Annotated in this window: 19 protein-coding genes; 5 read left to right on the forward strand and 14 right to left on the reverse strand. The window is 62.0% G+C overall.

Annotated elements, in window-relative coordinates:
• The first annotated feature begins 14 nt into the window (after nt 1–14).
• Both MRBLMS1_RS23295 and MRBLMS1_RS23300 read left to right on the forward strand, forming a co-directional pair.
• Nucleotides 15–1322 carry a tetratricopeptide repeat protein gene (locus MRBLMS1_RS23295; RefSeq protein WP_139090255.1) on the forward strand — a complete coding sequence of 436 codons (1308 nt, stop codon included), beginning with the start codon at nt 15–17 and terminating at the stop codon, nt 1320–1322.
• A gap of 80 nt (nt 1323–1402) precedes the next feature.
• Nucleotides 1403–2605, forward strand: coding sequence for a DUF5009 domain-containing protein (locus MRBLMS1_RS23300; RefSeq protein ID WP_485882265.1), 1203 nt, complete (start codon nt 1403–1405; stop codon nt 2603–2605).
• Here MRBLMS1_RS23300 and MRBLMS1_RS23305 read toward each other — a convergent pair.
• From MRBLMS1_RS23305 to MRBLMS1_RS23315, 3 genes are all read right to left on the reverse strand, one after another.
• The gene (locus tag MRBLMS1_RS23305) at nt 2602–3714 is read right to left on the reverse strand and encodes an acyltransferase family protein (RefSeq protein WP_485882267.1); all 1113 of its coding nucleotides are present in this window, start codon (nt 3712–3714) and stop codon (nt 2602–2604) included. The genes MRBLMS1_RS23300 and MRBLMS1_RS23305 overlap by 4 nt on opposite strands.
• A complete protein-coding gene (locus MRBLMS1_RS23310) occupies nt 3711–5033 on the reverse strand; it encodes a glycoside hydrolase family 18 protein (RefSeq protein WP_485882269.1) in 1323 nt (440 codons plus the stop codon). Before MRBLMS1_RS23310 ends, MRBLMS1_RS23305 begins: the two co-directional genes overlap by 4 nt.
• Nucleotides 5034–5157: 124 nt before the next feature.
• Nucleotides 5158–7809 carry a TonB-dependent receptor gene (locus MRBLMS1_RS23315; protein WP_181877898.1) on the reverse strand — a complete coding sequence of 884 codons (2652 nt, stop codon included), beginning with the start codon at nt 7807–7809 and terminating at the stop codon, nt 5158–5160.
• Between the two features lie 459 nt (nt 7810–8268).
• Between MRBLMS1_RS23315 and MRBLMS1_RS23320 the strand changes: the two genes are divergently transcribed.
• Nucleotides 8269–9009 (forward strand): GntR family transcriptional regulator, encoded by a 741-nt coding sequence (locus tag MRBLMS1_RS23320; protein ID WP_034759852.1) that lies wholly within the window; start codon nt 8269–8271, stop codon nt 9007–9009.
• A gap of 192 nt (nt 9010–9201) precedes the next feature.
• On the opposite strand, the gene MRBLMS1_RS23325 is transcribed toward MRBLMS1_RS23320, so the two are convergent.
• The 10 genes from MRBLMS1_RS23325 to rpsP form a co-directional block, all read right to left on the reverse strand.
• Entirely contained in the window at nt 9202–10665 is a 1464-nt protein-coding gene (locus tag MRBLMS1_RS23325) for a nitrilase-related carbon-nitrogen hydrolase (protein WP_485882270.1), read from the reverse strand.
• Nucleotides 10662–11480 carry an AraC family transcriptional regulator gene (locus tag MRBLMS1_RS23330; protein ID WP_485882272.1) on the reverse strand — a complete coding sequence of 273 codons (819 nt, stop codon included), beginning with the start codon at nt 11478–11480 and terminating at the stop codon, nt 10662–10664. Before MRBLMS1_RS23330 ends, MRBLMS1_RS23325 begins: the two co-directional genes overlap by 4 nt.
• Nucleotides 11481–11558: 78 nt before the next feature.
• Nucleotides 11559–12008 carry a CBS domain-containing protein gene (locus MRBLMS1_RS23335; protein WP_485882275.1) on the reverse strand — a complete coding sequence of 150 codons (450 nt, stop codon included), beginning with the start codon at nt 12006–12008 and terminating at the stop codon, nt 11559–11561.
• An 81-nt stretch (nt 12009–12089) separates the two neighbouring features.
• The gene (locus MRBLMS1_RS23340) at nt 12090–12425 is read right to left on the reverse strand and encodes a DUF3579 domain-containing protein (protein ID WP_029496213.1); all 336 of its coding nucleotides are present in this window, start codon (nt 12423–12425) and stop codon (nt 12090–12092) included.
• A 225-nt stretch (nt 12426–12650) separates the two neighbouring features.
• Nucleotides 12651–13610 carry a CobD/CbiB family protein gene (locus MRBLMS1_RS23345; RefSeq protein WP_034759859.1) on the reverse strand — a complete coding sequence of 320 codons (960 nt, stop codon included), beginning with the start codon at nt 13608–13610 and terminating at the stop codon, nt 12651–12653.
• 97 nt (nt 13611–13707) lie between these two features.
• Nucleotides 13708–14367 carry a CoA pyrophosphatase gene (locus tag MRBLMS1_RS23350; protein WP_456148709.1) on the reverse strand — a complete coding sequence of 220 codons (660 nt, stop codon included), beginning with the start codon at nt 14365–14367 and terminating at the stop codon, nt 13708–13710.
• A gap of 195 nt (nt 14368–14562) precedes the next feature.
• A complete protein-coding gene (gene rplS, locus MRBLMS1_RS23355; protein WP_010395528.1) occupies nt 14563–14946 on the reverse strand; it encodes a 50S ribosomal protein L19 in 384 nt (127 codons plus the stop codon).
• A gap of 131 nt (nt 14947–15077) precedes the next feature.
• Nucleotides 15078–15824 (reverse strand): tRNA (guanosine(37)-N1)-methyltransferase TrmD, encoded by a 747-nt coding sequence (trmD, locus tag MRBLMS1_RS23360; protein WP_046685326.1) that lies wholly within the window; start codon nt 15822–15824, stop codon nt 15078–15080.
• Between the two features lie 50 nt (nt 15825–15874).
• Nucleotides 15875–16432, reverse strand: a complete 558-nt coding sequence (gene rimM, locus MRBLMS1_RS23365; protein ID WP_058051091.1) for a ribosome maturation factor RimM — start codon at nt 16430–16432, stop codon at nt 15875–15877.
• Nucleotides 16433–16445: 13 nt separating this feature from the next.
• Nucleotides 16446–16697 (reverse strand): 30S ribosomal protein S16, encoded by a 252-nt coding sequence (gene rpsP, locus MRBLMS1_RS23370; protein ID WP_010395524.1) that lies wholly within the window; start codon nt 16695–16697, stop codon nt 16446–16448.
• 288 nt (nt 16698–16985) lie between these two features.
• Here rpsP and MRBLMS1_RS23375 point away from each other — a divergent pair, with 288 nt between their 5' ends.
• The gene (locus MRBLMS1_RS23375; RefSeq protein ID WP_070303694.1) at nt 16986–17420 is read left to right on the forward strand and encodes an NINE protein; all 435 of its coding nucleotides are present in this window, start codon (nt 16986–16988) and stop codon (nt 17418–17420) included.
• A gap of 136 nt (nt 17421–17556) precedes the next feature.
• A complete protein-coding gene (locus MRBLMS1_RS23380; RefSeq protein ID WP_070303695.1) occupies nt 17557–18180 on the forward strand; it encodes a glycine zipper 2TM domain-containing protein in 624 nt (207 codons plus the stop codon).
• 136 nt (nt 18181–18316) lie between these two features.
• On the opposite strand, the gene MRBLMS1_RS23385 is transcribed toward MRBLMS1_RS23380, so the two are convergent.
• Nucleotides 18317–20107, reverse strand: coding sequence for an acyl-CoA dehydrogenase (locus MRBLMS1_RS23385; RefSeq protein ID WP_456148708.1), 1791 nt, complete (start codon nt 20105–20107; stop codon nt 18317–18319).
• Nucleotides 20108–20198 lie beyond the last annotated feature (91 nt).

Below are 20198 nucleotides of genomic sequence, written 5' to 3' on the forward strand. Positions count from 1 at the left end.
TTGAAGGATAACCCATGTCCCAATTCCGTCTTGCACGCCTTAGCCTGCTCCTGGCCGCCATCGGCCTCAATGTCCTGCCATCCCTGTCGCACGCGCAGGATGCCAAGCCGGCCGCCGCCGCCGCCGCCGCCCCGGCCGATTCGGTACGCCCTGAAGTGTTCAAGCTGCTCGATCCGACCGCCGTAAAGGCATCGATGGATGCCAAAAACTACGCCGACGTGCAAAGCCGCATCGACCAGGCTGCCGCCATTCCGGCCCTGACGCCGTATGAAACGTTCGTGCTGAACCGCCTGCGCGTGGCGCTGGCCTCGACCACCAACAATGCGCCTATGGCCATGACGGCGCTGGAAGCGGTCATCGAATCGGGCAAGCTGGACAAGAAATCGGAAGGCGACTTCATCCAGGCGCTGGCCAACTACCACTACAACGCCAAAGATTACCCGAACGCCATCAAATGGTTCACCCGTTACCAGACGGCAACAGGCGACGTGGCCACCGTGCGTCCCTACATCATCCGCGCCTATTACTTCAGCAATGATTTCGCGCGCGCGAAACAGGAACTGATGGCTGACGTGACGGCCAAGCAGCAAGCGGGCAAGACGCCGACCATCGAAGAACTGCAATTACTGGCCAACACGGGCTCGAAAAGCAAGGATCCGGCCACCTATCTGATCGCCATGGAAAACCTGGTGCGCTACTACCCGTCGGACGACTACTGGAGCGACCTGCTGGGCCGCTTGCAAGGCAAGGCCGGCTATTCCGACCGCTTCGCACTCGACGTGCTGCGCCTGCAATTCAAGGCCGTGGGCACCATGCCGCCGCAAGATTACAGCGACATGGCTGAAATCGCCTTGCAAAACGCCTTCCCGACGGAAGCGAAAAAAGTGCTGGACGCGGGCTTTGCCAAAGGCGTGCTGGGTACGGGCGCGAGTGCCGCCAAGCACAAGAAGCTGCGTGACCAGGCCAGCAAGGCTGCCGCGGACGATGCGAAAAACATCGCCAGCGGCGAAGCATCGGCCATGAAGAGCAAGGATGGCACGGGCTTGATCAACCTCGGTTACGCCTTCGTGACGATGGACCAGTTCGACAAAGGTATCGACCTGATCGAGAAAGGCATCGCCAAGGGCGGCCTGAAGCGTCCAGAAGACGCCAAGCTGCGCCTCGGTTATTCCTACGCCATGGCTGGCAAGAAAGACGATGCCATAAAGGTACTGGAAACAGTCAAGGGCGGCGACGGCGTGGGCGACCTGGCCCGCTACTGGATCCTGTGGCTGAACCGTCCTGCCACGGCAGCGGCGGCACCGGCAGCAGCGGCACAGTAATTCCCGCTCCCGCCAGCATGCGCAAGGCAGTTCCCGGCTCACGCCGGGGCTGCTTTTTTTTCGACCTTTTTCATTCTTCCATGCCGCCAGCCACTGTCGCCACTGCCACCGCCGCCGAACGCTTGACCAGCCTGGACGCCTTCCGCGGCTGCGTGATCGTCATCATGATCTGGGTCAACTACCTGGCCGGCATGCCCGGCATTGCCTGGTGGCTCGAACATGCGGGTCCCCGCGCTGACGGCATCACCATGCCCGACCTGGTCTTTCCCGGCTTTCTGTTCATGGTCGGCATGGCCATACCGCTGGCCTTGCAGCGCCATTGCGGCCACGTCACGCCGACCTTGCTGGGGCGCCTGCTGTGGCGCTCCGCCAGCCTGATGCTGGCCGGCGTCGTGCTGGCCAACGCCTACCGCTACGATGCGCAGGCGGCGCCGCTGCCGCAGGCTTTGTACTTCCTGCTGTTTTATGTGGCCATGATCCTGCTGTGGCGCCAGGGCGCGGGCAAGCTGGAGCTGGCTGTGGGCGGCGTCCTGATGCTGTTCCTGCTGGCGACGTTCCGCGGCGAACTGAACGCGGAATTTTCCAGCACCTGGCTGCAACCGTCGTGGTGGGGCATCCTCGGCATGATAGGCTGGTCCTATTTGCTGTGCAGCTTGCTGTACCTGGCGTGCCGGGGCAACGGCATGGCCCTGATGGGCATGTTTGCCCTGCTGCTCGCGCTGTACATGGGCGGCACGGCGGGCAGCCTCGATTTCCTGCCGGCAGGCATCAACACCTTCGTCAACGTGCCGCAAGTGCTCGGTTCGACGGCGGCCAACGTGCTGGCCGGCACCCTGGTCGGCCAGCTGTTCCTGCGGGGCGCCGCCCTGAGCCATGGGCAGCGCATCCGCTTCATGGCATGGTTCGCGCTGGGCCTGTTCGCGGCCGGCATGCTGCTGCGGCCGTATCACCACATCAACAAGATCGCGGCGACGGAATCCTACACACTCGTGTGCAGCGCCCTCATCCTGGCCCTGTTCCTCGTGTTTTACATCGTCATCGACGTGTGGCGCTGGCGTGCCTGGGCCGTGGTGCTCTTGCCCGCCGGCACCAATGCCCTGTTCGCCTACATAGTGCCCGACCTGTGGCAGCAACTGGCGGCCGTGCTGCACCTGCCGCGCTTCTGGTGGCCGTATTGGGAGACGGGCGGCGCGGCCGGCCTGTGGAACGCGGCCGCCGTCACCGCCCTGATGCTGCTGTTGACGGCCGTGGCCACGCGTTACGGCTTGAAGTTAAAGTTTTAGACCTTGATGTAGATCTTGCGCTTGTCCATGAAATAGGCGATCAGCCAGCACAGCAGCATGAAGCTGACGGCAAACAGCAAGGAGCCCACGCGCGCCGGCGCCCAGCCCGTAAACCAGTGCTGATACAGCCACTGATACAGGTTGCCGCCACCGGTGCGCACGGTAAACGCGATGATCACCAGCACTTCCGACACCAGATAAATGAATAGCGTGTTCTTGCCGAAGACTTCAAAAAAGTAGGTCCAGCCCGTGACCTTGCGCACGTCGATGACGAACATCAGCAGCGCCAGCAGCAGCAAGTCCAGGCCGATACCGAGCATCACGTAAGAGCTGGTCCACAGCTTTTTGTTGATCGGGAATACCTCGTTCCAGCACAGGGCCACGGCCACGCAGATGACGCCGGCCACCACCAGCCGATACAGCGCGGCACGCAGCTGCGCCGGCGCCGTCCGGCGCACGAAGCTGCCCGCCAGATAGCCGGCAATCACATTGACGATAGCTGGCAAGGTGCCGAGGATACCTTCCGGATCGAAGGCGATGCCTTCGCCGTGGTACAAATGGCTGTCACCCAGCAAGATCAAATCGAGCTTGGCCGGCGCGTTGCCGTGCAAGCTGTAGTCGCCCCAAGCCGCGAGGATGGCCCAGTAGCCGAGCAAGGCACAGGCGCTGAAGACGAGCGCGCCCCGCGTCTTCCAGTAATGGAGGATCAGGGCCGCGGCCAGGTAGCACACGGCGATGCGCTGCAGCACGCCGGGAATGCGCGTGTGCGACAGCGGCGACCAGGCGAACTGGCCCGCATCGTCGATCTTGAAGAAGGGGAACCAGTACAGCAAGAAACCCAGTAAAAAGATCAGCGCACTGCGCTTGCACAGCTTGCCCAGCACGGCGCGATGGCCGAGGTTTTCATATTTATTCAGCGCAAAGGCCAGCGCATTGCCGACGACAAACAGAAAGCTGGGAAAGACGAGGTCCGTGAGGGTAAAACCATGCCATTCGGCATGCAGGAACGGCGCATACACGCTGCCCCAGTCGCCCGGTGTATTGACGACGATCATCAGGGCGACGGTCAGGCCGCGCAGGACGTCGAGGGCGAGGTAGCGCTGGTTCATGGCTGCGCCCCTTTCAGGATGGGCACCAGGGCCGTACCCAGCACGTGCTGCGCATCGCCGCTCAATTCCCAGAACATGCCACCGCGCAAACCCTTGTCGCGGATATAGCGCACTTTATGGGCTAGCGATTGCGCATCTTCATAGCTGATGAAGACGCCGCTGTCGCGGTTGTACAGATACGGTACTTGCGACCCGGCATTCCAATGGCGCTGGAAGCCGCGCGCGCCCTTGCCATCGGCCAGGTAGCCGTGTTCGATCAGGTGCCGGTAAGTGAAGGTCGGCGTACCGTCATTACCGCTGGCCGCGCCCTGGCAAGGCTGGTACAGGCCGTCGCCGTGGGGACCGGGGGCGCACTGTTTCCAGCCATAGCCATAGAATGGCACGCCAAGCACCAGCTTGTCAGCAGGCACGCCGGCGCGCAGGAAACGCGTCACGGTGGCGTCCGCATGCAAAGCCTTGTCGCGCTGCGGATCGGCCGGGTCGGCATACAAGGGCGCCAGCTGGCCATTCTCGGCATCCCACACGCCGCGGTAGTCATACGTCATCAGGTTGATCCAGTCCAGCTGCGCCGCCAGGCGGGCCATCCAGCCGGGCGCGGCATCGCTGTCGTCGCTCAGGCTGGCATGCGCGCCGGCGGCGATGGTGATCAGGTAATGGCGGCCGGCATCCTGCTTGCCCGCCTGCTCGAAGGCGCTGCGCAGTTCGCTAGCCAAACGCACATAGTTTTCCTTGTCGCCGCTACGGTGGCAGACCTTGCCTTCGATACAGGGGATTCCCCCCGTGGCCGGATGCTCCCAGTCGATATCGATGCCGTCGAGACCGTGACGGCGCACGAGCTCCAGCGCGGAAGCGATGAATGCCTGGCGTGCGGCCGGCGTGGCGGCCACGTCCGAAAAACGGTTCGACCAGATCCAGCCGCCCACTGACAGCAGGACGCGCAGCCGTGGATGACCTTGCTTGAGTGCATTGAGCTTGCGCAAGTTGTCGGCATCGGCTTGCGGTGCCGGCAGCACGATGCTGCCATTGGCTGGCCGGGAAGGCTGGCCCTGTGCATCCAGGCAAACGCTCACGCCGCCGCCATCGGGTGCCGGGTTGCCATGTTCGCCATCCCAGCAGATGTCGGCGAACGCATACTGGATCAGGCTGACATTGCCAGCGCGAATATTGTGTTCGTTAACGGGAAAATCGGCCGATTTCCAGCCGGGATAGTAGGCCACCACTTCCGGCGCGAAGATGGGTGCGGCGGGAGCGGCGGGAGCGGCGGAGGCGGCCAGCGGCAGCGCGCAGGCGAAGCAAGCCAGCATTGCGTGTAAAGTCATCGGAAGTATCCCACCATGTAAAGAAAAGCATCTTGCAATAAAAAAAATGGCGGAGCCAGCTGCGCTCCGCCATTGTCATGCCATCCCGGGTGTCCGCCGGGGGGCATCAACTACATAAAACGTCTTACATCTTGCCTTGCAGTGCCAGGTAGATCTGACGGCCGTTCTTGTAGAACGCGCCTGGCATGTCATCCGAACCAGGGGTCTTGATGGTCGAACGTGACAGTGGATTGTTCAGGTCCTTGCCGTCCAGGGTGATGGCCAGGTTCTCCGTCAGCTGGTAGGCGATCGATGCGGACAGGCCACCGATGCCAGCCTGGTAGGCGGCGCTGCGGCGCGAGGTACCGTTCAGGAATTCCGAACGGTAGCTGTACGTCAGGCGTGCGCTGAACTTGTCGTTCTCGAAGAACGCGCCAATGTTATACGCGTTTTTCGAGGTGCCGATCATCGTGCATTCGCCGAAATCACCGCATGGCGAACCCTTGACGTTGCCCGTTTCCTTGCCATCGGTATAGGTGTAGTTGGCGTTCACACCGAAGCCTGCTGGCAGCGCTTGTACATACGACAGTTCCAGGCCCTTGACTTCCGCCGTGGTATTGGTTGGCGTGCCAACTTCATACTGGGTGAACTTGTTCTGCAACTGGTTGTAGAACGTCGTCACACCCTTGCCGTAGGTTACATAGCCATCGAGCGACGAGTAGAAGATGCCAGCAGAAACCATCGATTTCGGCGCGAAGTACCATTCCACGCCGATGTCGGCGTTGTTCGAGCGGATAGGACGCAGGTTAGGATTGCCGGCGTTGCCGTCGAGCTGGTTGTCGCGCAGATCCAGGCCTGCCATCATGCCCAGTTCAGGACGGGCCATGGTGCGGCTGATGCCGAAACGGCCGATGATATCCTTCGTCACATCCAGACGGAAGTTGGCGCTAGGCAAGAAATCATTGTACGTGTTGGTGTAGTTCTTGATTTCGTACTGAGCAGCCGGGTTCAGCTCATAGCGGTTGACGTCTTCCTTGGTGTGTACATAACGCACGCCAAAGTTACCCGACAAGCCTTCCGTGCCGAAGTTCGCCATCGCGTACACCGACTGGGTCGGCTCCTTGATGTTGAACTCGGACTGGCGCAGGTTGCCTTGGTACGTGGCGTTATCCTTGAGCCACTTGTTGACGCTCGCTTGCGAGAACGTCCAGTAGCCGGCGCCGTTCACGCCCAGGTCCTTGAAGTTGCTTGGGAACGAGGTCAGGCCATCCATCGGCAGATTGGCGGTGACGCCCAGCGAAGGCTTGGCGACGATGCCGATGGCGGTCAGGTCACGCTTGTGTTCCGCGACGCGGGCACCGAATTCCACCGACGAGATCGCTGGCAGGTCCAGTTTCAGGATGCCGTCGATCTGGCCATAGGTTTCCTTGTCGTTCGCGGTGACGTGCGAACCGTAGGTGTAAGGCGTTGCCTGACGGCCGCCGATCGAGAACTTGTTCGCGCCCGGGGTATCGTAGATCACGCCATGGCTGGCGCCGTTCTGGGTGTAGCCGCCGCCCGTCCAAGGCATCCAAACGCCCAGTGCGCCGCTTTCCGTGTTGCCGACGCCCTTGGTCGTGCCGACTTTACCCGAGAAGGTGAGGCGGTCGTTGACGCGGTATTTGGCATCGATATTGAAGAAGTCGGACTTGCTTTCCGCCACAGGACGGCTGAACTCTTCCTGCACGGCACTGGAATAGCCGGCGCAGACGGCGCCGCAATTGGCTGGCACGGTGGTGTGCAGGCCCGTGACGATACCGCCCTTGTAGGTGCCGCTGACGTTGCCGACAGGGTAACCACCCTTGCTGCCCGTTTCCAGGCCTACGGTCTGGATGAAGTTATGGTTGATGTTCGGCGCATCGAGTTCGGAATGGAACAGGGTGAAGTCCAGGGTCAGCGCGCTGGTAGGCTTGATTTGCACGTCGATCAGGCCGCCCTTGCGGGTGCGTTCCTGTTCGAACCAGGCGGTGCCGCCCATGTAGTTGACGCGGCCACCGGCCGAACCCGGCAAGGCGCCAGCGACTGCCGAATCCGCGGCAACGCCGTCATACCAGACGCCATTTTCCTGGCCGACACGGCTCAGTTTGCGCTTCTGATAGAAGCCCTGCACCATCACACCCATGGTGTTGGCATCGTTCTTCCAGTTCAGCATGCCGCTTACTTGCGGATCTTTCTTGCCCGAGTTGGACGAGTACACGGCGCCCAGACTGACCTGGCCCGTAATTTGTTTCTTGAAGTCCAGCGGTTTGCGCGATTCGATATCGATCACGCCTTGTGCGCCGCCTTCCAGCAGGTTCGCTTGCGAACCTTTATGCACGGTGACGCGGCCGATCAGTTCGGATGGGAACAGCGAGAAGCTGACGCTGCGGCCGCCGCCAATGATGTTGTCGGCAAACCAGTCGCCACTGCTGACCGAGTGGCCATTGAAGGTGGTCAGGGTCAGGCCGAACGGTGTGCCGCGCAGTGCCACGCGGTCATTCTCGCCAAAGCTGCCTTCGTTGCCGCCCGCAGCGGCGACGCTGACGCCTGGCACGCGTTGCAGCGAGTCGGCGATGTTTTTGTCAGGCATCTTGCCCACGTCTTCAGCCGTGATCACTTCGACCAGGCTGTCGGAATTGCGTTTTTGGTTCAAGGATTGTTGCAGCGATGCGCGGATACCCGTCACGACGACGGTCTGGCCTTCATCAACTTCAGCCGTTGCTGCCGGCTTGGCTGTCACGGCTTCCTGCGCATGCGCCGAGAAACTCGCACCTGCCATCAACATAGCCACAGCAGCGGCGATAGGCGTCAAATTGCGTGCTGCAGAGCTAGCTGTCAAATTGCGTTTCATGTACTCCCCCTTGATTTAGGTCCCAGGATTGGAACCTTTTCATTTTTAACGTAGGTCTTCTTTCCAGCCCGCCCACTCTCGCGGCATGCTGCAGACCCTTCGGCACAACCACTTACAAAACCAATTCAACGCCAATATACTACTATCCAATACCAGAACACTACCAGTTGCAACTTTTTTTTTATAACGTTGTTTGAATCACACAGACCACTTCACCGAAATCAATTTGTAGCCCGTGTGGGCGCGTTAAATACCAGCGGGACCATGCATAAATTGCCGGCCTGATAATTCAAATTGGTTTTACAACGGTCTTTTTTGGTATTATCCAGCGACACAAAACAGATACAGAGCGCGTCTGCAACGCGCCGTAACGGAGACCCTCAGCGTATGACAACCCTGGCTCACATCATGCAAGGCCTGGGGCAGACGAGTAGCCTGCCCCTGTACCAGCAACTGCAGCGCGCGCTGCGCGAAGCGATCGACAAGCGCATCCTCGGCCCCGACGAAGCCCTGCCGGCCGAGCGCCAGCTGGCCAGCGACCTGGCCGTTTCGCGCATCACCGTGCGCAAGGCCATCGATGGCCTCGTCAACGAGGGCTTGCTGGTGCGCCGTCCCGGCTCGGGCAATTTCATCAATACGCGTATCGAGAAAAACTTCGCCAAGCTGACCTCGTTTTCCGAAGACATGCGCGCGCGCGGACGCACGCCACGCAGCGTGTGGCTCAAGCGCGCAGAGGGTACCGTGACGCCGGAAGAGGCCTTGCGCCTGCGGCTGTCGCCGGGCGCGCCCGTGTACCGCTTCCACCGCATCCGCTATGCGGACGAGGTGCCGATGTGCCTGGAATACGCGACCATCGTCGCCAGTTGCCTGCCGGCGCTCGACGCCGTCGACGTATCGATGTACGACGCGCTGGAACAGGCGGGCAACCGGCCCGTGCGCGCCTTGCAGCGGCTGAGCGCGCTTTTATTGACGGGGGAGCAGGCCAGCCTGCTGCAGGCGGAGGAAGGCGACGCGGGCTTGTCGGTGGAAAGGCTGGGCTTTTTGCGCGATGGCCGCGCCGTGGAATTTTGCCGCTCCTACTTCCGCGGCGATATGTATGACTTCGTGGCTGAATTAAGTACCAATTAATACCAGCCACTCCATTTCAGCAATACCAGATAACACCACTTATTGCGGTGCAATATATATGCCGGCATCGCGTTTCAATATGCAGGGCAATGGTGCAATCATAGTCGGCGATTATGCGGCGGCCTGCGCGGGAATATAAAAAAGGCCGCGCAATGCGGTTTTGCGCATTGCAGCAAAACGGTGCACCACCCATCAGACAGCAGGGCTGGCGCGGCGGCCCACGCACAGCAACATCACACCCAGCACCACGCACAGCCAGCCGAACAGCGGCCCCAGCCACCCGGCCCAGGTGGCAATGGGCGGGTACGCCGGCAGCGGCGCCAGCAAGGTGCTGCCGGGCATGGCGCTGCTGGCCCGCTCCTCCAGCACACGTCCATACGCATCGCTGACCGTCAGCTTGCCTTCGCGCGCCGCGCGCAGCACGGCATAACCGTTTTCCACGCCGCGCACGACCGTCATGCGCGCCCCCATCCAGGCGTCCAACTGGAAGTCCCAGGCCGGCACCAGCATCGTTTGCGCCCCGGCCGCGCCATACGCCTGCCCCAGGGAGGCAAAATGCATGTCCTTGCAGATGGCCAGGCCCATGGCCTGGCCCGCCACCGGCTGCACGGCAAACGCGCCGCCGGCAAGAAACTCGCGCTCGGGCGGCGCCAGATGATGTTTCTGATAGCTGACGGGCGCGGCACCATCGGGCGCGAACAACCAGGCCAGGTTGCGCCGGCCGGCAGCGTCCTGCACGCCCACACCCACGGTGATCCACGCGCCCGTGCTGCGCGCCAGCGCCTGGAAACGCTGCCGCACGGCATCCGCCTGCTCAGGCGCCAGCACCGCTATCTTTTCCGGCAACAGCACCAGCCTGGCGCCCTGCCCGGCCAATTGTTCGACGTGGCGCGCGTACTGGTCCCAGATGGCTTGCGCGCGCGCCGACGGCGTGGCCGGGCCGATAAAGTCATCGATGGCCGCCAGCCCCGCCAGCGGCCCGCCAGATACCGGGGCACCGTGCACGCGCCAGGCGCCACCGGCGAACGCCGCTGCCAGCAGCAACACGGCCGCACCCGCCGCTGGCGTATACGCGCGGCCGCCGGCCAGCAGCAAGGCCAGCGCGGAGGGCACCAGGCACAGCAAAAACAGCAGTCCAGGCACGCCCGCCAGGGCCGCCACCTGCAGCACGGCAAGGTTATCCGCCTGCGAATACGCGAGACTGCCCCAGTTACCGTCCGGCAGCAAGGCCGCCATCAGCGTATCGATGGCCACCCACAGCACGGGATACGCCAGCACCGTCCAGTTTGCCCGATAGCGCAGCACGAGGCGCCGCGTGGCCAGCACCATCAGCAGCCACAGCAGCGCCTTGACGGTGATCGCGGCCAGCACGGCCGGCAAGGGCATCAGCAGGCGGAAATAAGTAAGGTTCGATGACAAGCCCAGCATGGCGGCCAGCAACGTCATCCAGGCCGCATCGCGGCGCGACGAACGCAGGGCCAGCCACAGGACGGGCAGCGGCGCGCACCAGGCCAGCGGGCCCAGCGGCTGCGGCCCCAGCACCCAGTACAGGGGCAGGCCGGCCGTCAGCGCGGCGGCAATTTGCAGCAGGCGCTGGCGCAGCGAGGCGCCACCGGCGAACAGGGCTGGTGCAGACAAGGTATTGAGCATGCTCATGCTTTCAAGGGGAGCCAGATTTCCACGCCACCAACACCGCTGGCGGGATCGAATTGCCGGTCGTAGCGTTCGAAGTCGGGCGCGTCGGCCACTTCCAGCCCCGACCGGGGCAGCCACTCGTTCCACACCGTGCGCCAGGTGGCGCGGATGGTGGAAATATGCCCGCGGTGATAAAACACGGCATAGCGCTGCGGGGCGATGCGCAGCCGCGTCCAGCCATCGGGTGCCTGGGAAAAGTCACTGACCGGCATGGCGCACAGGTAATCGAAATTGCCTGCGTCGTCATTGTTGCAGCACACGCCATACACCAGCTGGCCGGGCGCCACATGGGGCAGGAAGCGCTGCCACAGGGCGGGGATGCCGGCAGCCGTTTCTGCGCGATAGCGTTCGACGAGTCCCGCCACCAGCAAGGCGGGTCCCTGCTCGAAACGGGGCGCTTCCAGGGGAACGCCTGGCGCCACATCCATTTTGATGGCGTCCACCAGCGCGAGGTTGGCGACGTGGCGCTGGGCCCGCACCTTTTCCGGCGTGACATGGAACTGGTCGCGAAAGGCCCGCGTAAATGCTTCATGGGAACTATAGCCTGCTTCCAGGGCGACGGCGAGGATGTCTTGCGCGCCTTGGGCCAGCGCGTGCGCCGCCTCGCTGAGCCGGCGGGCCCGCACATAACGCATCACGGAGTGGCCCGTGGCCAGGCCAAACGCACGCGTCAGGTGATACGGCGAGGCGCCGCCCACGCGGGCGATGTCACCGAGCGAGAGATTCTGCGCATAATGCGATTCGATATACCAGAGTGCCTTGGCCAGATAATGCATGAACGCTTCCCGTTGAACGAGCAGCGACTGTAGCATTTTCGAGTAACGAGGATTTGATTGGAATTGCGCAATGCGGACTTATTTGCGCGTGCGCGTTTCATGTACGAGCTGGCCGCTGCTGATCCGCGCCAGCTCGGCCATCTCTTCGGCCAGGAAGGCCAGCAGGTCGTCGATGCTGACGACACCCGAGAGCGCGCCCAGGCTGTTGACCACAGGCAGGCGGCGGATGCCGTTGATGCGCATGCGTTCGATGATGTCGTAGACGTCTTCGTCTTCGCTGGCGGTGAGCAGCTGCGCGCTCATGATGTCGCCCACCAGCAGGCTGGCCGGGTCGAGGCCCAGGGCGATGACGGAAATGACGATGTCGCGGTCGGTGAGGATGCCGATGGGCACGCGTTCGCCGTTTGGCTGTTCGGCCACGATCAGGTCGCCCACATGGTGCTGGCGCATCAGCAGCGCCGCGTCCTGCACGCTGGTGTCACGCTGGCAATGGATGGTGTGCAGGGTACAGATGTCGCCGATACGCATGTCGCCACTCCGTTTGAGGCAGAGTGTCCACGCTACGCCAGCCCGCCGTGGCGGGTTTGAGGCACATCAATTGAAACGATCTTACTTTTCTTCGGGGGGCGGCAGGAAGCAGGCTTCGACGATTTGCAGGTCGTTATCCTTGGCAAATTCGCGCACGAAGTGAAACGCCATCGGCTCGATCTCGCGCAGCTTGGTGTTGACCACCACCGACTTGACGCCATTGACGACGGTCGGGCGCACGTAGGGCGAATACTGGAGGTGCGCATTGCGCCCGCCGCCTTCGGGATTGAAACAGGACATCACTCCACAAAGGCGCTCGGCCCAATCGCTGGGTCGGAATTGCTTGCCATTGCTGGTGAGACCAAGGATGAAGAACTCGTCTGAGAGTTCCCCTGTTTTTTGAGATAACTCGGCCATGTGGCTTGTCGGGACTGGATTGCGTGAATGGCCCCGGCGGGTAGGCCGGGCTGGTAATTCAACTACGTTTGCTGCGGTAAGCCAGTATTATATCTTATAGAAGACTTGGGTTCTACCTCGATCTGCCCTGACGATGCAAACAGGGGCCGGCACGCATCACGCGCCAGCCCCTATTTTAACCTTGTTCCACGCGCAAGGCGCATGGATGGCGCGTGTGCGCCCGCGTCAGCCGAGGAAAACGGCGCCCGACATCAGCAACAACAGCAGCATCCACAGCAGCAAGGCGCGCCAGACGAGGCCCACCGTGCTCTGCAAGGCGCGCGCACCCGGCTCTTCGCCAGGCAGGATATCGCTTTCGCTGTCGCTGTCATCGACGGCCATGTCCGGCGTGACGAGCACGCGGGCCGCCGTTTCCGCTGGCGTGCCCAGGCGTACGCCCATGGCGCCGCCGCCTGCCGTCAGGATGATGCCAATGGCCTCGTCCTGCCAGCGCTGGGCGAAATTGCGCCAGGCATAGATGGCATCCTCGAAATTGCCGACCACGGCAAACGCCACGGCCGTCAGGCGCACGGGGATCCAGTCGATCCAGTAAAAGGCGCGCGCGGCGAACTGGCCGAACGCTTCATTGCGCATGTGCTCGGGCTCGTTCCAGGCGCGCGCCAGGTATTCGGCCACGCGGTACATCACGGCGCAGGCAGGGCCCAGCGGCATGAGGAACCAGAAGAACACGCCAAACACGTTGCGGTGCGTGGTGACCAGGGCTTTTTCCACGGCGATGCGGGCGATTTCGCTCGCTTCCATGCCCACCGTGTCGAGCTTGGTCCACTCGGCCAGCAAGGTGCGCGCGGTCGCTTCGTCGCCGGCGCTCAGGGCCAGCTGGATCGACGTAAAGTAATGGCTGTAGTGACGAAAGCCCAGGGTCAGGTAGACGATGAGGACGTTCCAGGCAAAGGCCAGCAGGGTCAGCTGATAATGCTGCAACAGCCAGTAAATGCCTGCCGTCGGCACCATCAGCACGCCAATCATGAGGAACCAGCCCATGCGGCCGTGGTTGGCATGGCCGGCATTGAACCAGGTCTCCATGCGCATTGCCAGGCTCTTGATTTCGGCGTAGATCGGATTGTCCGCGCGCAAAGGTTTGAGCTGCTCGATCAGCAATGCGCAAAGTATGGAGAGAAATGTCATCAAACGTCCTTTTTGTCTTTTTCAGCAATACCGCAATGCCCGCTACGATAGCGCAGTGCAGTGCTGGAATCAAACTTATTACGTGCAGGAGGCCATTTTACGCGCGCAAGAGGTGAAACAGATTGCGCAGCATGCCGGCGGTTGCGCCCCAGATGTAGAAGCGCTCGTACGGCATGGCGTAGAACGAGCGCCGTCCGCCCGGCAATTCCACCGACAGGCGCTGATGGTTGATGCCATCCATGAGGAAAGCCAGCGGCACTTCGAAGATTTCCGCCACTTCCGACGGATCGGCGCGCAGCTCGAACGGCGGCGTCACCAGGCCCACCACGGGCGTGACCTGGTAGCCGGTGCCCGTCAGGTAGTCGGGCAGGCAACCGAGCACTTCGATGTGCTCGCGCGCCAGGCCCACTTCTTCTTCCGTTTCGCGCAGGGCCGTGGCGATAGGCGACGCATCGAAGGCTTCGCTGCGCCCGCCGGGAAAGCTGACCTGCCCCGCATGGCTGCTCAGGTGGTCCGTGCGCATGGTCAGCAAGATGGTCAAGCCTTGCGGGCGTTGCACGAGGGGAATGAGTACGGCGGCGCGCACGGGCACGGCGCGGGCGGAAAGGAAATCCTGGGTAATCTCGGGCTGCCAGTCGGGCTGTTCTGCCAGGCGCTGGCGCAGCCAGTCCGGCGTCAGGCGCACGGCGTCCAGCGCCGCCTCGCCGGCGATCGAATCGATGGCAAGTTGTTTGGGATCAAATGCGATGGTGGCCATTGCCCCTCCCTCATGATTAAAAGCACCTGGCAAAAGCGTCGCGCGCGGAAGGAAGAGGTAGCCGAGACGCGCAACCGTGCTCTAGCACGGTGAGCATCGCAGGCTGCCTATACCGACGCGCAGCAGGTTTGGCCAGGTGTCACCATAAAAAAAAGGGCACCCTGAGGCACCCTTTTCCCAACGCAGACGCTGATATTACGCGCTTGCTTTCGCCACAACGCGGCGATTTGGCAATTTTTCTTTGATACGCGCCGATTTACCCGAACGCTCACGCAGATAGTACAGCTTGGCGCGGCGAACATCACCACGGCGTTTCACTTCGATCGAAGCGATCAGCGGCGAGTACAGTTGGAACGTACGCTCAACGCCTTCGCCGGACGAGATCTTGCGAACGATGAAGTTCGAGTTCAGGCCACGGTTACGACGGGAGATAACGACGCCTTCGTAAGCCTGGGCGCGCTTGCGCGTACCTTCGACTACGTTGACGCTGACGATAACGGTATCGCCTGGTGCGAATTCAGGAATGGTTTTACCCAGACGAGCAATTTCTTCCTGCTCTAATTGTTGAATCAAGTCCATTTTTAACACTCCGAAAACCATCATGCCGGCGCACTGTGGATAGCAAGTATCCGCCCGGTAGAGGATGGGTAACACAATATGGGCAACATGCCCGGCACTACTGGCCACCCTGCCGGCCGTCCGGAGACGGCTTACAGGCTGGCCAAGAATTTTTCGTCGGTCTTGCTGAGCAAGCCGGCGGCGCGCGCACTGACCAAGAGGTCAGGCCGCTTTGTCGCGGTCGCTTCCAGCATGCGCTGGCGGCGCCACTTGACGATCTCGGCATGATTGCCACCCATCAAGACGGGCGGCACGGCCATACCTTCATATGTTTCCGGCCGCGTGTAGTGCGGCGAATCGAGCAAGCCATTGACGAAGCTGTCCTCGATGGCCGATGCCTCGGTGTTCAAGACACCCGGCAACAGGCGGATCACCGCATCCATCAGCGCCATGGCAGGCAATTCACCGCCCGACAAAACGAAGTCGCCGACGCTGATTTCCTCGTCGACGCAACGGTCCAGCAAACGCTGGTCCACGGCTTCATAGCGGCCACACAGGATCACCAAACCAGGTTCGGCTTTCAGCTGCGTGACGCGCTCGTGCGTCAACGGACGGCCTTGCGGCGACATGAACACCACGCGGGGCGCCGCCAGTCCCAATGCGGTCTGGCGTTGCTTCGCGGCAGTAATTGTCGCTTCGAGGGGACGGGCCATCATCACCATGCCGGGGCCGCCGCCATACGGGCGGTCATCCACGGTACGGTGATTGTCGGTCGTGAAATCACGGGGATTCCACAGCGACAAGCCACATTTCCCCTGCTCGAAGGCGCGCCGGGTCACACCCGACTGCGTCAGCGCGGCAAACATTTCCGGGAACAGGGTCACGACATCAAATTGCATCGCTCACCATCCTGCAAAGTTTGCCCGGCGCATTGTTAAGCGCAGGCGGTTTAATAATCGAGGCCCCAGTCGACCGTGATCTTGTTGGCGGCCTTGTCAACGTTAATGACAAACTGGCCAACAAACGGGATCAGGCGCTCAGGCGCCTTTTCAACGGTCTCATCAGCAGTGGCGACGGGCGTAACGCGCAAGATCGACTGCGGACCATTGCTCATCATGTCGTGCACTGTGCCGAGGCACTCGCCTTGCAAATTCTCGACTGTCAGTCCGATCAGATCGGACCAATAAAATTCATCGGCCGTCAGCGTCGGGAAATGGCTACGCGGAATTTGCACAGAGACGCCTTTCAGCGCTTCTGCGGCATCCCGCCCGACCACACCCACCAGCTGGGCCACGACGTCGCCGCCGTGTAACTTCGCTTGCCTGACTTGAACATCATGCAAGGTCGGTTTATCAAACCACCAGGTTTTGACGCTTAATAATGCATCCGCATCGTCGGAGAAAGGAGTGATCCTGACTCCGCCAGCAATGCCATAGGCACCGGAGACATAGCCTACCTGTACCAGGTCATCGGGGACTTTCACCCCGGATGCAGTCTTGACCGTCAAACCAGTGATCTAATTAAGCTGCTGCTTTGTTGTTGCTAGCTACCAGGCGAGCAACGGTTGGCGACAATTGTGCGCCAACGCCTTGCCAGTAGGCCAGACGGTCTGCGGTGATACGCAGTGGAACTTCGCCACCTTGCGCCATCGGGTTGTAAAAACCGATACGCTCAATGAAGCGACCATCGCGGCGATTGCGCGAATCAGTAGCGACGATGTTGAAGAACGGGCGCTTCTTGGCGCCTCCACGAGCTAAACGAATAACGACCATAATATTTCCAAAAAGTGTGCTGAGGCGGAAAAAGCCGCAAATTATAGCGCGCTTTACCGCCAGGCAGCAAGCGTTATGATGACGGGCGTGTAATTTGGGCTAATCAAACATTATGACCAGTCATGGCCGAAGACGCAATAGGCGCGTGCGTGTATCGTGCCGCCGATGCCACGTCCAGGCGGCGCCGGCACGCGTCAGCATCGCCTGAACACGGCACGAAAGTGCTATCGTTGCGGCAGGGAATGACCGATACTGACAATCTTTACCGATGAGCAACTCTGGAGTCCCATGACCACCGCTACCATTTTGCAACAGTCGCACAAGAACAAGGCATTCACCAGCCTGCTGGCTTTTTTGCTGGGCTGCCTGGGCGCCCACCGCTTCTACCTGCACGGCGCCAAGGACCGCTGGGGCTGGCTACACCTGGCCGCCCTGCCCGCCAGCTTGCTGCTGCGCCAGCTGTTTCCCGACGCGGACTGGTTTTACCAGATATTGCCGCTGACCCTGTCCGCCTTGGGCGGCTTCCTGGAAGCGCTGGTGCTGGGCCTGATGCCGGACGACAAATGGGATGCGCGCTACAACGCCGCCTCCGGCCGCGCGTCCGACACGGGCTGGCCCCTGGCCGTCGTGCTGGTCGCTACCTTGATGCTAGGCGCGGGCGTGCTGATCGCCACCATGGCGCGCCTGTTCGACCTGCTGTACACAGGCGGCGCCTACGGTTAATTTCCATGTGGCAACCACCACCATCAAGGCGCACCGCACGGACATGTAAGTGTTGGTAAGCAATCATGATTTTCCTCTATACTGCATTCACAATGCCGACATTACTGGTTCATTTAACACCCCCTAGGAGAAGATCATGATTCGTCGCCCACTCATCCTCGCAGTTGCCGTCACGGCCCTGTTCAGCACCTCCGCCTTCGCGCAAAACCTGTCGCCGAAGGCGCAATACGCGTACGACACGAAGCAAGCCAGCACCCGCTACGCGGACGACAAGAAATTGTGCGCAGAAGAAACCAGCTCGAAAGCCCGCATGCAATGCCTGCGCGACGCCAAGGGCGAATACGACCAGGCCATCATCAACGCCAAGGCCGCGCAAAAGGCCGGCAACTCGTATGCAGGCCAGAACAGCAAGCCAGCCCAGCAGATCTGCGCCGAGTGCGGCAAGGTGCTGGCAGTCAACGTCACTGAAAAAGCCGGCGAAGGCGGCGCCCTGGGCATGATCGGCGGCGGCGTGGCCGGCGCCCTGCTGGGCCGCCAGGTCGGCGGCGGACGCGGCAAGGACCTGGCCACCCTGGCCGGCGCCGCTGGCGGCGCGTATGCCGGCAAGCAAGTCGAAGGCCACATGAAGAACGCCAAGACGTGGACCGTCACCGTGCAATACGAGACGGGCGCCAAGGCTGACTTCGCGTTTGATCAGGATCCAGGGCTGGCTGCTGGCGACCTCGTGCGCAATTCGGGTAATGGCATTGCCAGAAGGTAAGCTGAACCCAAGAAAGGCCGGGGTCGTACCCTGAGGGTACGACCCCGGAATTTGCTTTTGGGGTTAAAAAAAGCGCTGGAGAGTGATCTCCAGCGCTTTTTTGCATTCAGCCGGCAGTCACCGGCAAGGATGCAACTTAAAACTGCTCTTCCGACAGCGCCATTACGCCGGCGCTGCCGTCGATGATGGTGGCGCGCAGTCCTGGCGCTTGCGACAGGATGTGGTCGGCAAAGAAGCGGGCCGTGGCGATTTTCGCCTTGTAGAACGCGGCGTCGCCGCTGCCTTCGCCCAGCTTTTGCTGCGCCACCACGGCCGCGCGCGCCATTTGCCAGCCGCCCAGCACGATCCCGGCCAGTTTCAGGTACGGCACGCTGCCTGCAAACACGGCCTTGATGTCCGTCTTCATGTTCGCCACGACGTATTCCACGACCGCTTCGAGGGCCGCGCTGCCTTCGGCCAGGTGACGCTGCATGGCCTGGAAGTCGGCGCCCGTCAGCTCGCCCAACTGGGCTTCCGTGGCACGCACCTGGGCGATGATGGCTTTCGCCACGGCGCCGCCGTCGCGCACCGTCTTGCGGCCCACGAGGTCGTTCGCCTGGATGGCCGTCGTGCCTTCGTAGATGGTGAGAATCTTGGCGTCGCGGTAATGCTGGGCGGCGCCCGTTTCTTCGATGAAACCCATGCCGCCATGCACTTGCACGCCATCGCGCGTGACGTCCTGCGACATTTCCGTGGCCCAGCCCTTGATCACGGGCACCAGGTATTCATACGTCGCCAGGCTTTCCGCGCGCACATCCGCATCGGGATGGTGGTGCGCCACGTCGCTGATGGCCGCGCCCACGTAGGCCAGCGCGCGCGCCGCCTCCGTTTGCGAACGCATCGACATGAGCATGCGGCGCACGTCCGGGTGGTGGATGATGGAAACGGGGCCGCTGGATCCGGCCAGGTCGCGCGACTGCACGCGGTCCTTGGCGAACGCCACGGCCTGCTGGTAGGCGCGCTCGGCCAGGCCGATGCCTTGCAAGCCCACGCCGAAGCGGGCCGCGTTCATCATGATGAACATGTACTCGAGGCCGCGGTTTTCCTCGCCCACGAGGGTGCCGATGGCGCCGCCGTGGTCGCCGAACTGCAGCACGGCTGTCGGGCTGGCCTTGATGCCCAGCTTGTGCTCAATGGACACGCAGTGCGCGTCGTTGCGCGCGCCCAGGCTGCCGTCCGCGTTGACGAGGAATTTCGGCACGATGAACAGCGAGATGCCTTTCACGCCGGCGGGCGCGTCCGGCGTGCGGGCCAGCACCAGGTGGACGATGTTTTCCGCCATGTCGTGTTCGCCGTACGTGATGAAAATCTTCGTGCCGAATACTTTATAGGTGCCATCGTCCTGCGGCACGGCGCGCGTGCGCACGGCGGCCAGGTCGGAACCGGCTTGCGGCTCCGTCAGATTCATGGTGCCCGTCCACTTGCCCGACACCAGGTTTTCCAGGTAGACAGCTTTCTGTTCGTCGCTGCCGGCCGTCAGCAGTGCTTCGATGGCGCCGTCCGACAGCAGGGCGACGAGGGCGAACGAGATGCTGGCCGAGTTGAGCATTTCGATGCACGGCGTGGCCAGGAGCTTGGGCAAGCCTTGGCCGCCGAACTCGGTCGGATGCTGCACGCCCTGCCAGCCCGCTTCGCCGTAGGCCTTGAACGCTTCCTTGAAGCCTTTCGAGGTCGTCACTTGCCCGTCATGCCAGAAGCTCGGCTCCTTGTCGCTGGGGCCGTTCAAAGGGGCCACCACGCCGCCGCAGAACTTGGCGTTCTCTTCCAGCACGGCTTCAGCCGTGTCGGGCGTGGCGTCTTCGCAGCCCGGCAAGGTGTGGATTTCGGCCAGGCCGGCCAGTTCGTTCATCACGAACAACATGTCTTTCAGCGGGGCTTGATAGCTCATCTTCTTTTCTCCAAGAAAAAAGCCACGCGCGGCTCGCCGTGTGGGGCGGGCCGGCGTGGCTTTGCAATATACAAAACCTGTGTGGGTTTAA

Source organism: Massilia sp. LMS1-1-1.1, from assembly GCF_040815535.1.
Lineage (GTDB): Bacteria > Pseudomonadota > Gammaproteobacteria > Burkholderiales > Burkholderiaceae_D > Janthinobacterium > Janthinobacterium aestuarii.

Bases quoted from the DNA above. Each gene is read 5' to 3' on its own strand.
- MRBLMS1_RS23310 (WP_485882269.1), bottom strand. From the start codon at position 5,033: ATGACTTTACACGCAATGCTGGCTTGCTTCGCCTGCGCGCTGCCGCTG.
- MRBLMS1_RS23345 (WP_034759859.1), bottom strand. From the start codon at position 13,610: ATGACATTTCTCTCCATACTTTGCGCATTGCTGATCGAGCAGCTCAAA.
- MRBLMS1_RS23325 (WP_485882270.1), bottom strand. From the start codon at position 10,665: ATGAGCATGCTCAATACCTTGTCTGCACCAGCCCTGTTCGCCGGTGGC.
- MRBLMS1_RS23350 (WP_456148709.1), bottom strand. From the start codon at position 14,367: ATGGCCACCATCGCATTTGATCCCAAACAACTTGCCATCGATTCGATC.
- MRBLMS1_RS23335 (WP_485882275.1), bottom strand. From the start codon at position 12,008: ATGCGTATCGGCGACATCTGTACCCTGCACACCATCCATTGCCAGCGT.
- MRBLMS1_RS23300 (WP_485882265.1), top strand. From the start codon at position 1,403: ATGCCGCCAGCCACTGTCGCCACTGCCACCGCCGCCGAACGCTTGACC.
- trmD (WP_046685326.1), bottom strand. From the start codon at position 15,824: ATGCAATTTGATGTCGTGACCCTGTTCCCGGAAATGTTTGCCGCGCTG.
- rplS (WP_010395528.1), bottom strand. From the start codon at position 14,946: ATGGACTTGATTCAACAATTAGAGCAGGAAGAAATTGCTCGTCTGGGT.
- MRBLMS1_RS23305 (WP_485882267.1), bottom strand. From the start codon at position 3,714: ATGAACCAGCGCTACCTCGCCCTCGACGTCCTGCGCGGCCTGACCGTC.
- MRBLMS1_RS23385 (WP_456148708.1), bottom strand. From the start codon at position 20,107: ATGAGCTATCAAGCCCCGCTGAAAGACATGTTGTTCGTGATGAACGAA.
- MRBLMS1_RS23320 (WP_034759852.1), top strand. From the start codon at position 8,269: ATGACAACCCTGGCTCACATCATGCAAGGCCTGGGGCAGACGAGTAGC.
- MRBLMS1_RS23380 (WP_070303695.1), top strand. From the start codon at position 17,557: ATGATTCGTCGCCCACTCATCCTCGCAGTTGCCGTCACGGCCCTGTTC.
- MRBLMS1_RS23340 (WP_029496213.1), bottom strand. From the start codon at position 12,425: ATGGCCGAGTTATCTCAAAAAACAGGGGAACTCTCAGACGAGTTCTTC.
- MRBLMS1_RS23295 (WP_139090255.1), top strand. From the start codon at position 15: ATGTCCCAATTCCGTCTTGCACGCCTTAGCCTGCTCCTGGCCGCCATC.
- MRBLMS1_RS23330 (WP_485882272.1), bottom strand. From the start codon at position 11,480: ATGCATTATCTGGCCAAGGCACTCTGGTATATCGAATCGCATTATGCG.
- MRBLMS1_RS23375 (WP_070303694.1), top strand. From the start codon at position 16,986: ATGACCACCGCTACCATTTTGCAACAGTCGCACAAGAACAAGGCATTC.
- MRBLMS1_RS23315 (WP_181877898.1), bottom strand. From the start codon at position 7,809: ATGGCAGGTGCGAGTTTCTCGGCGCATGCGCAGGAAGCCGTGACAGCC.
- rpsP (WP_010395524.1), bottom strand. From the start codon at position 16,697: ATGGTCGTTATTCGTTTAGCTCGTGGAGGCGCCAAGAAGCGCCCGTTC.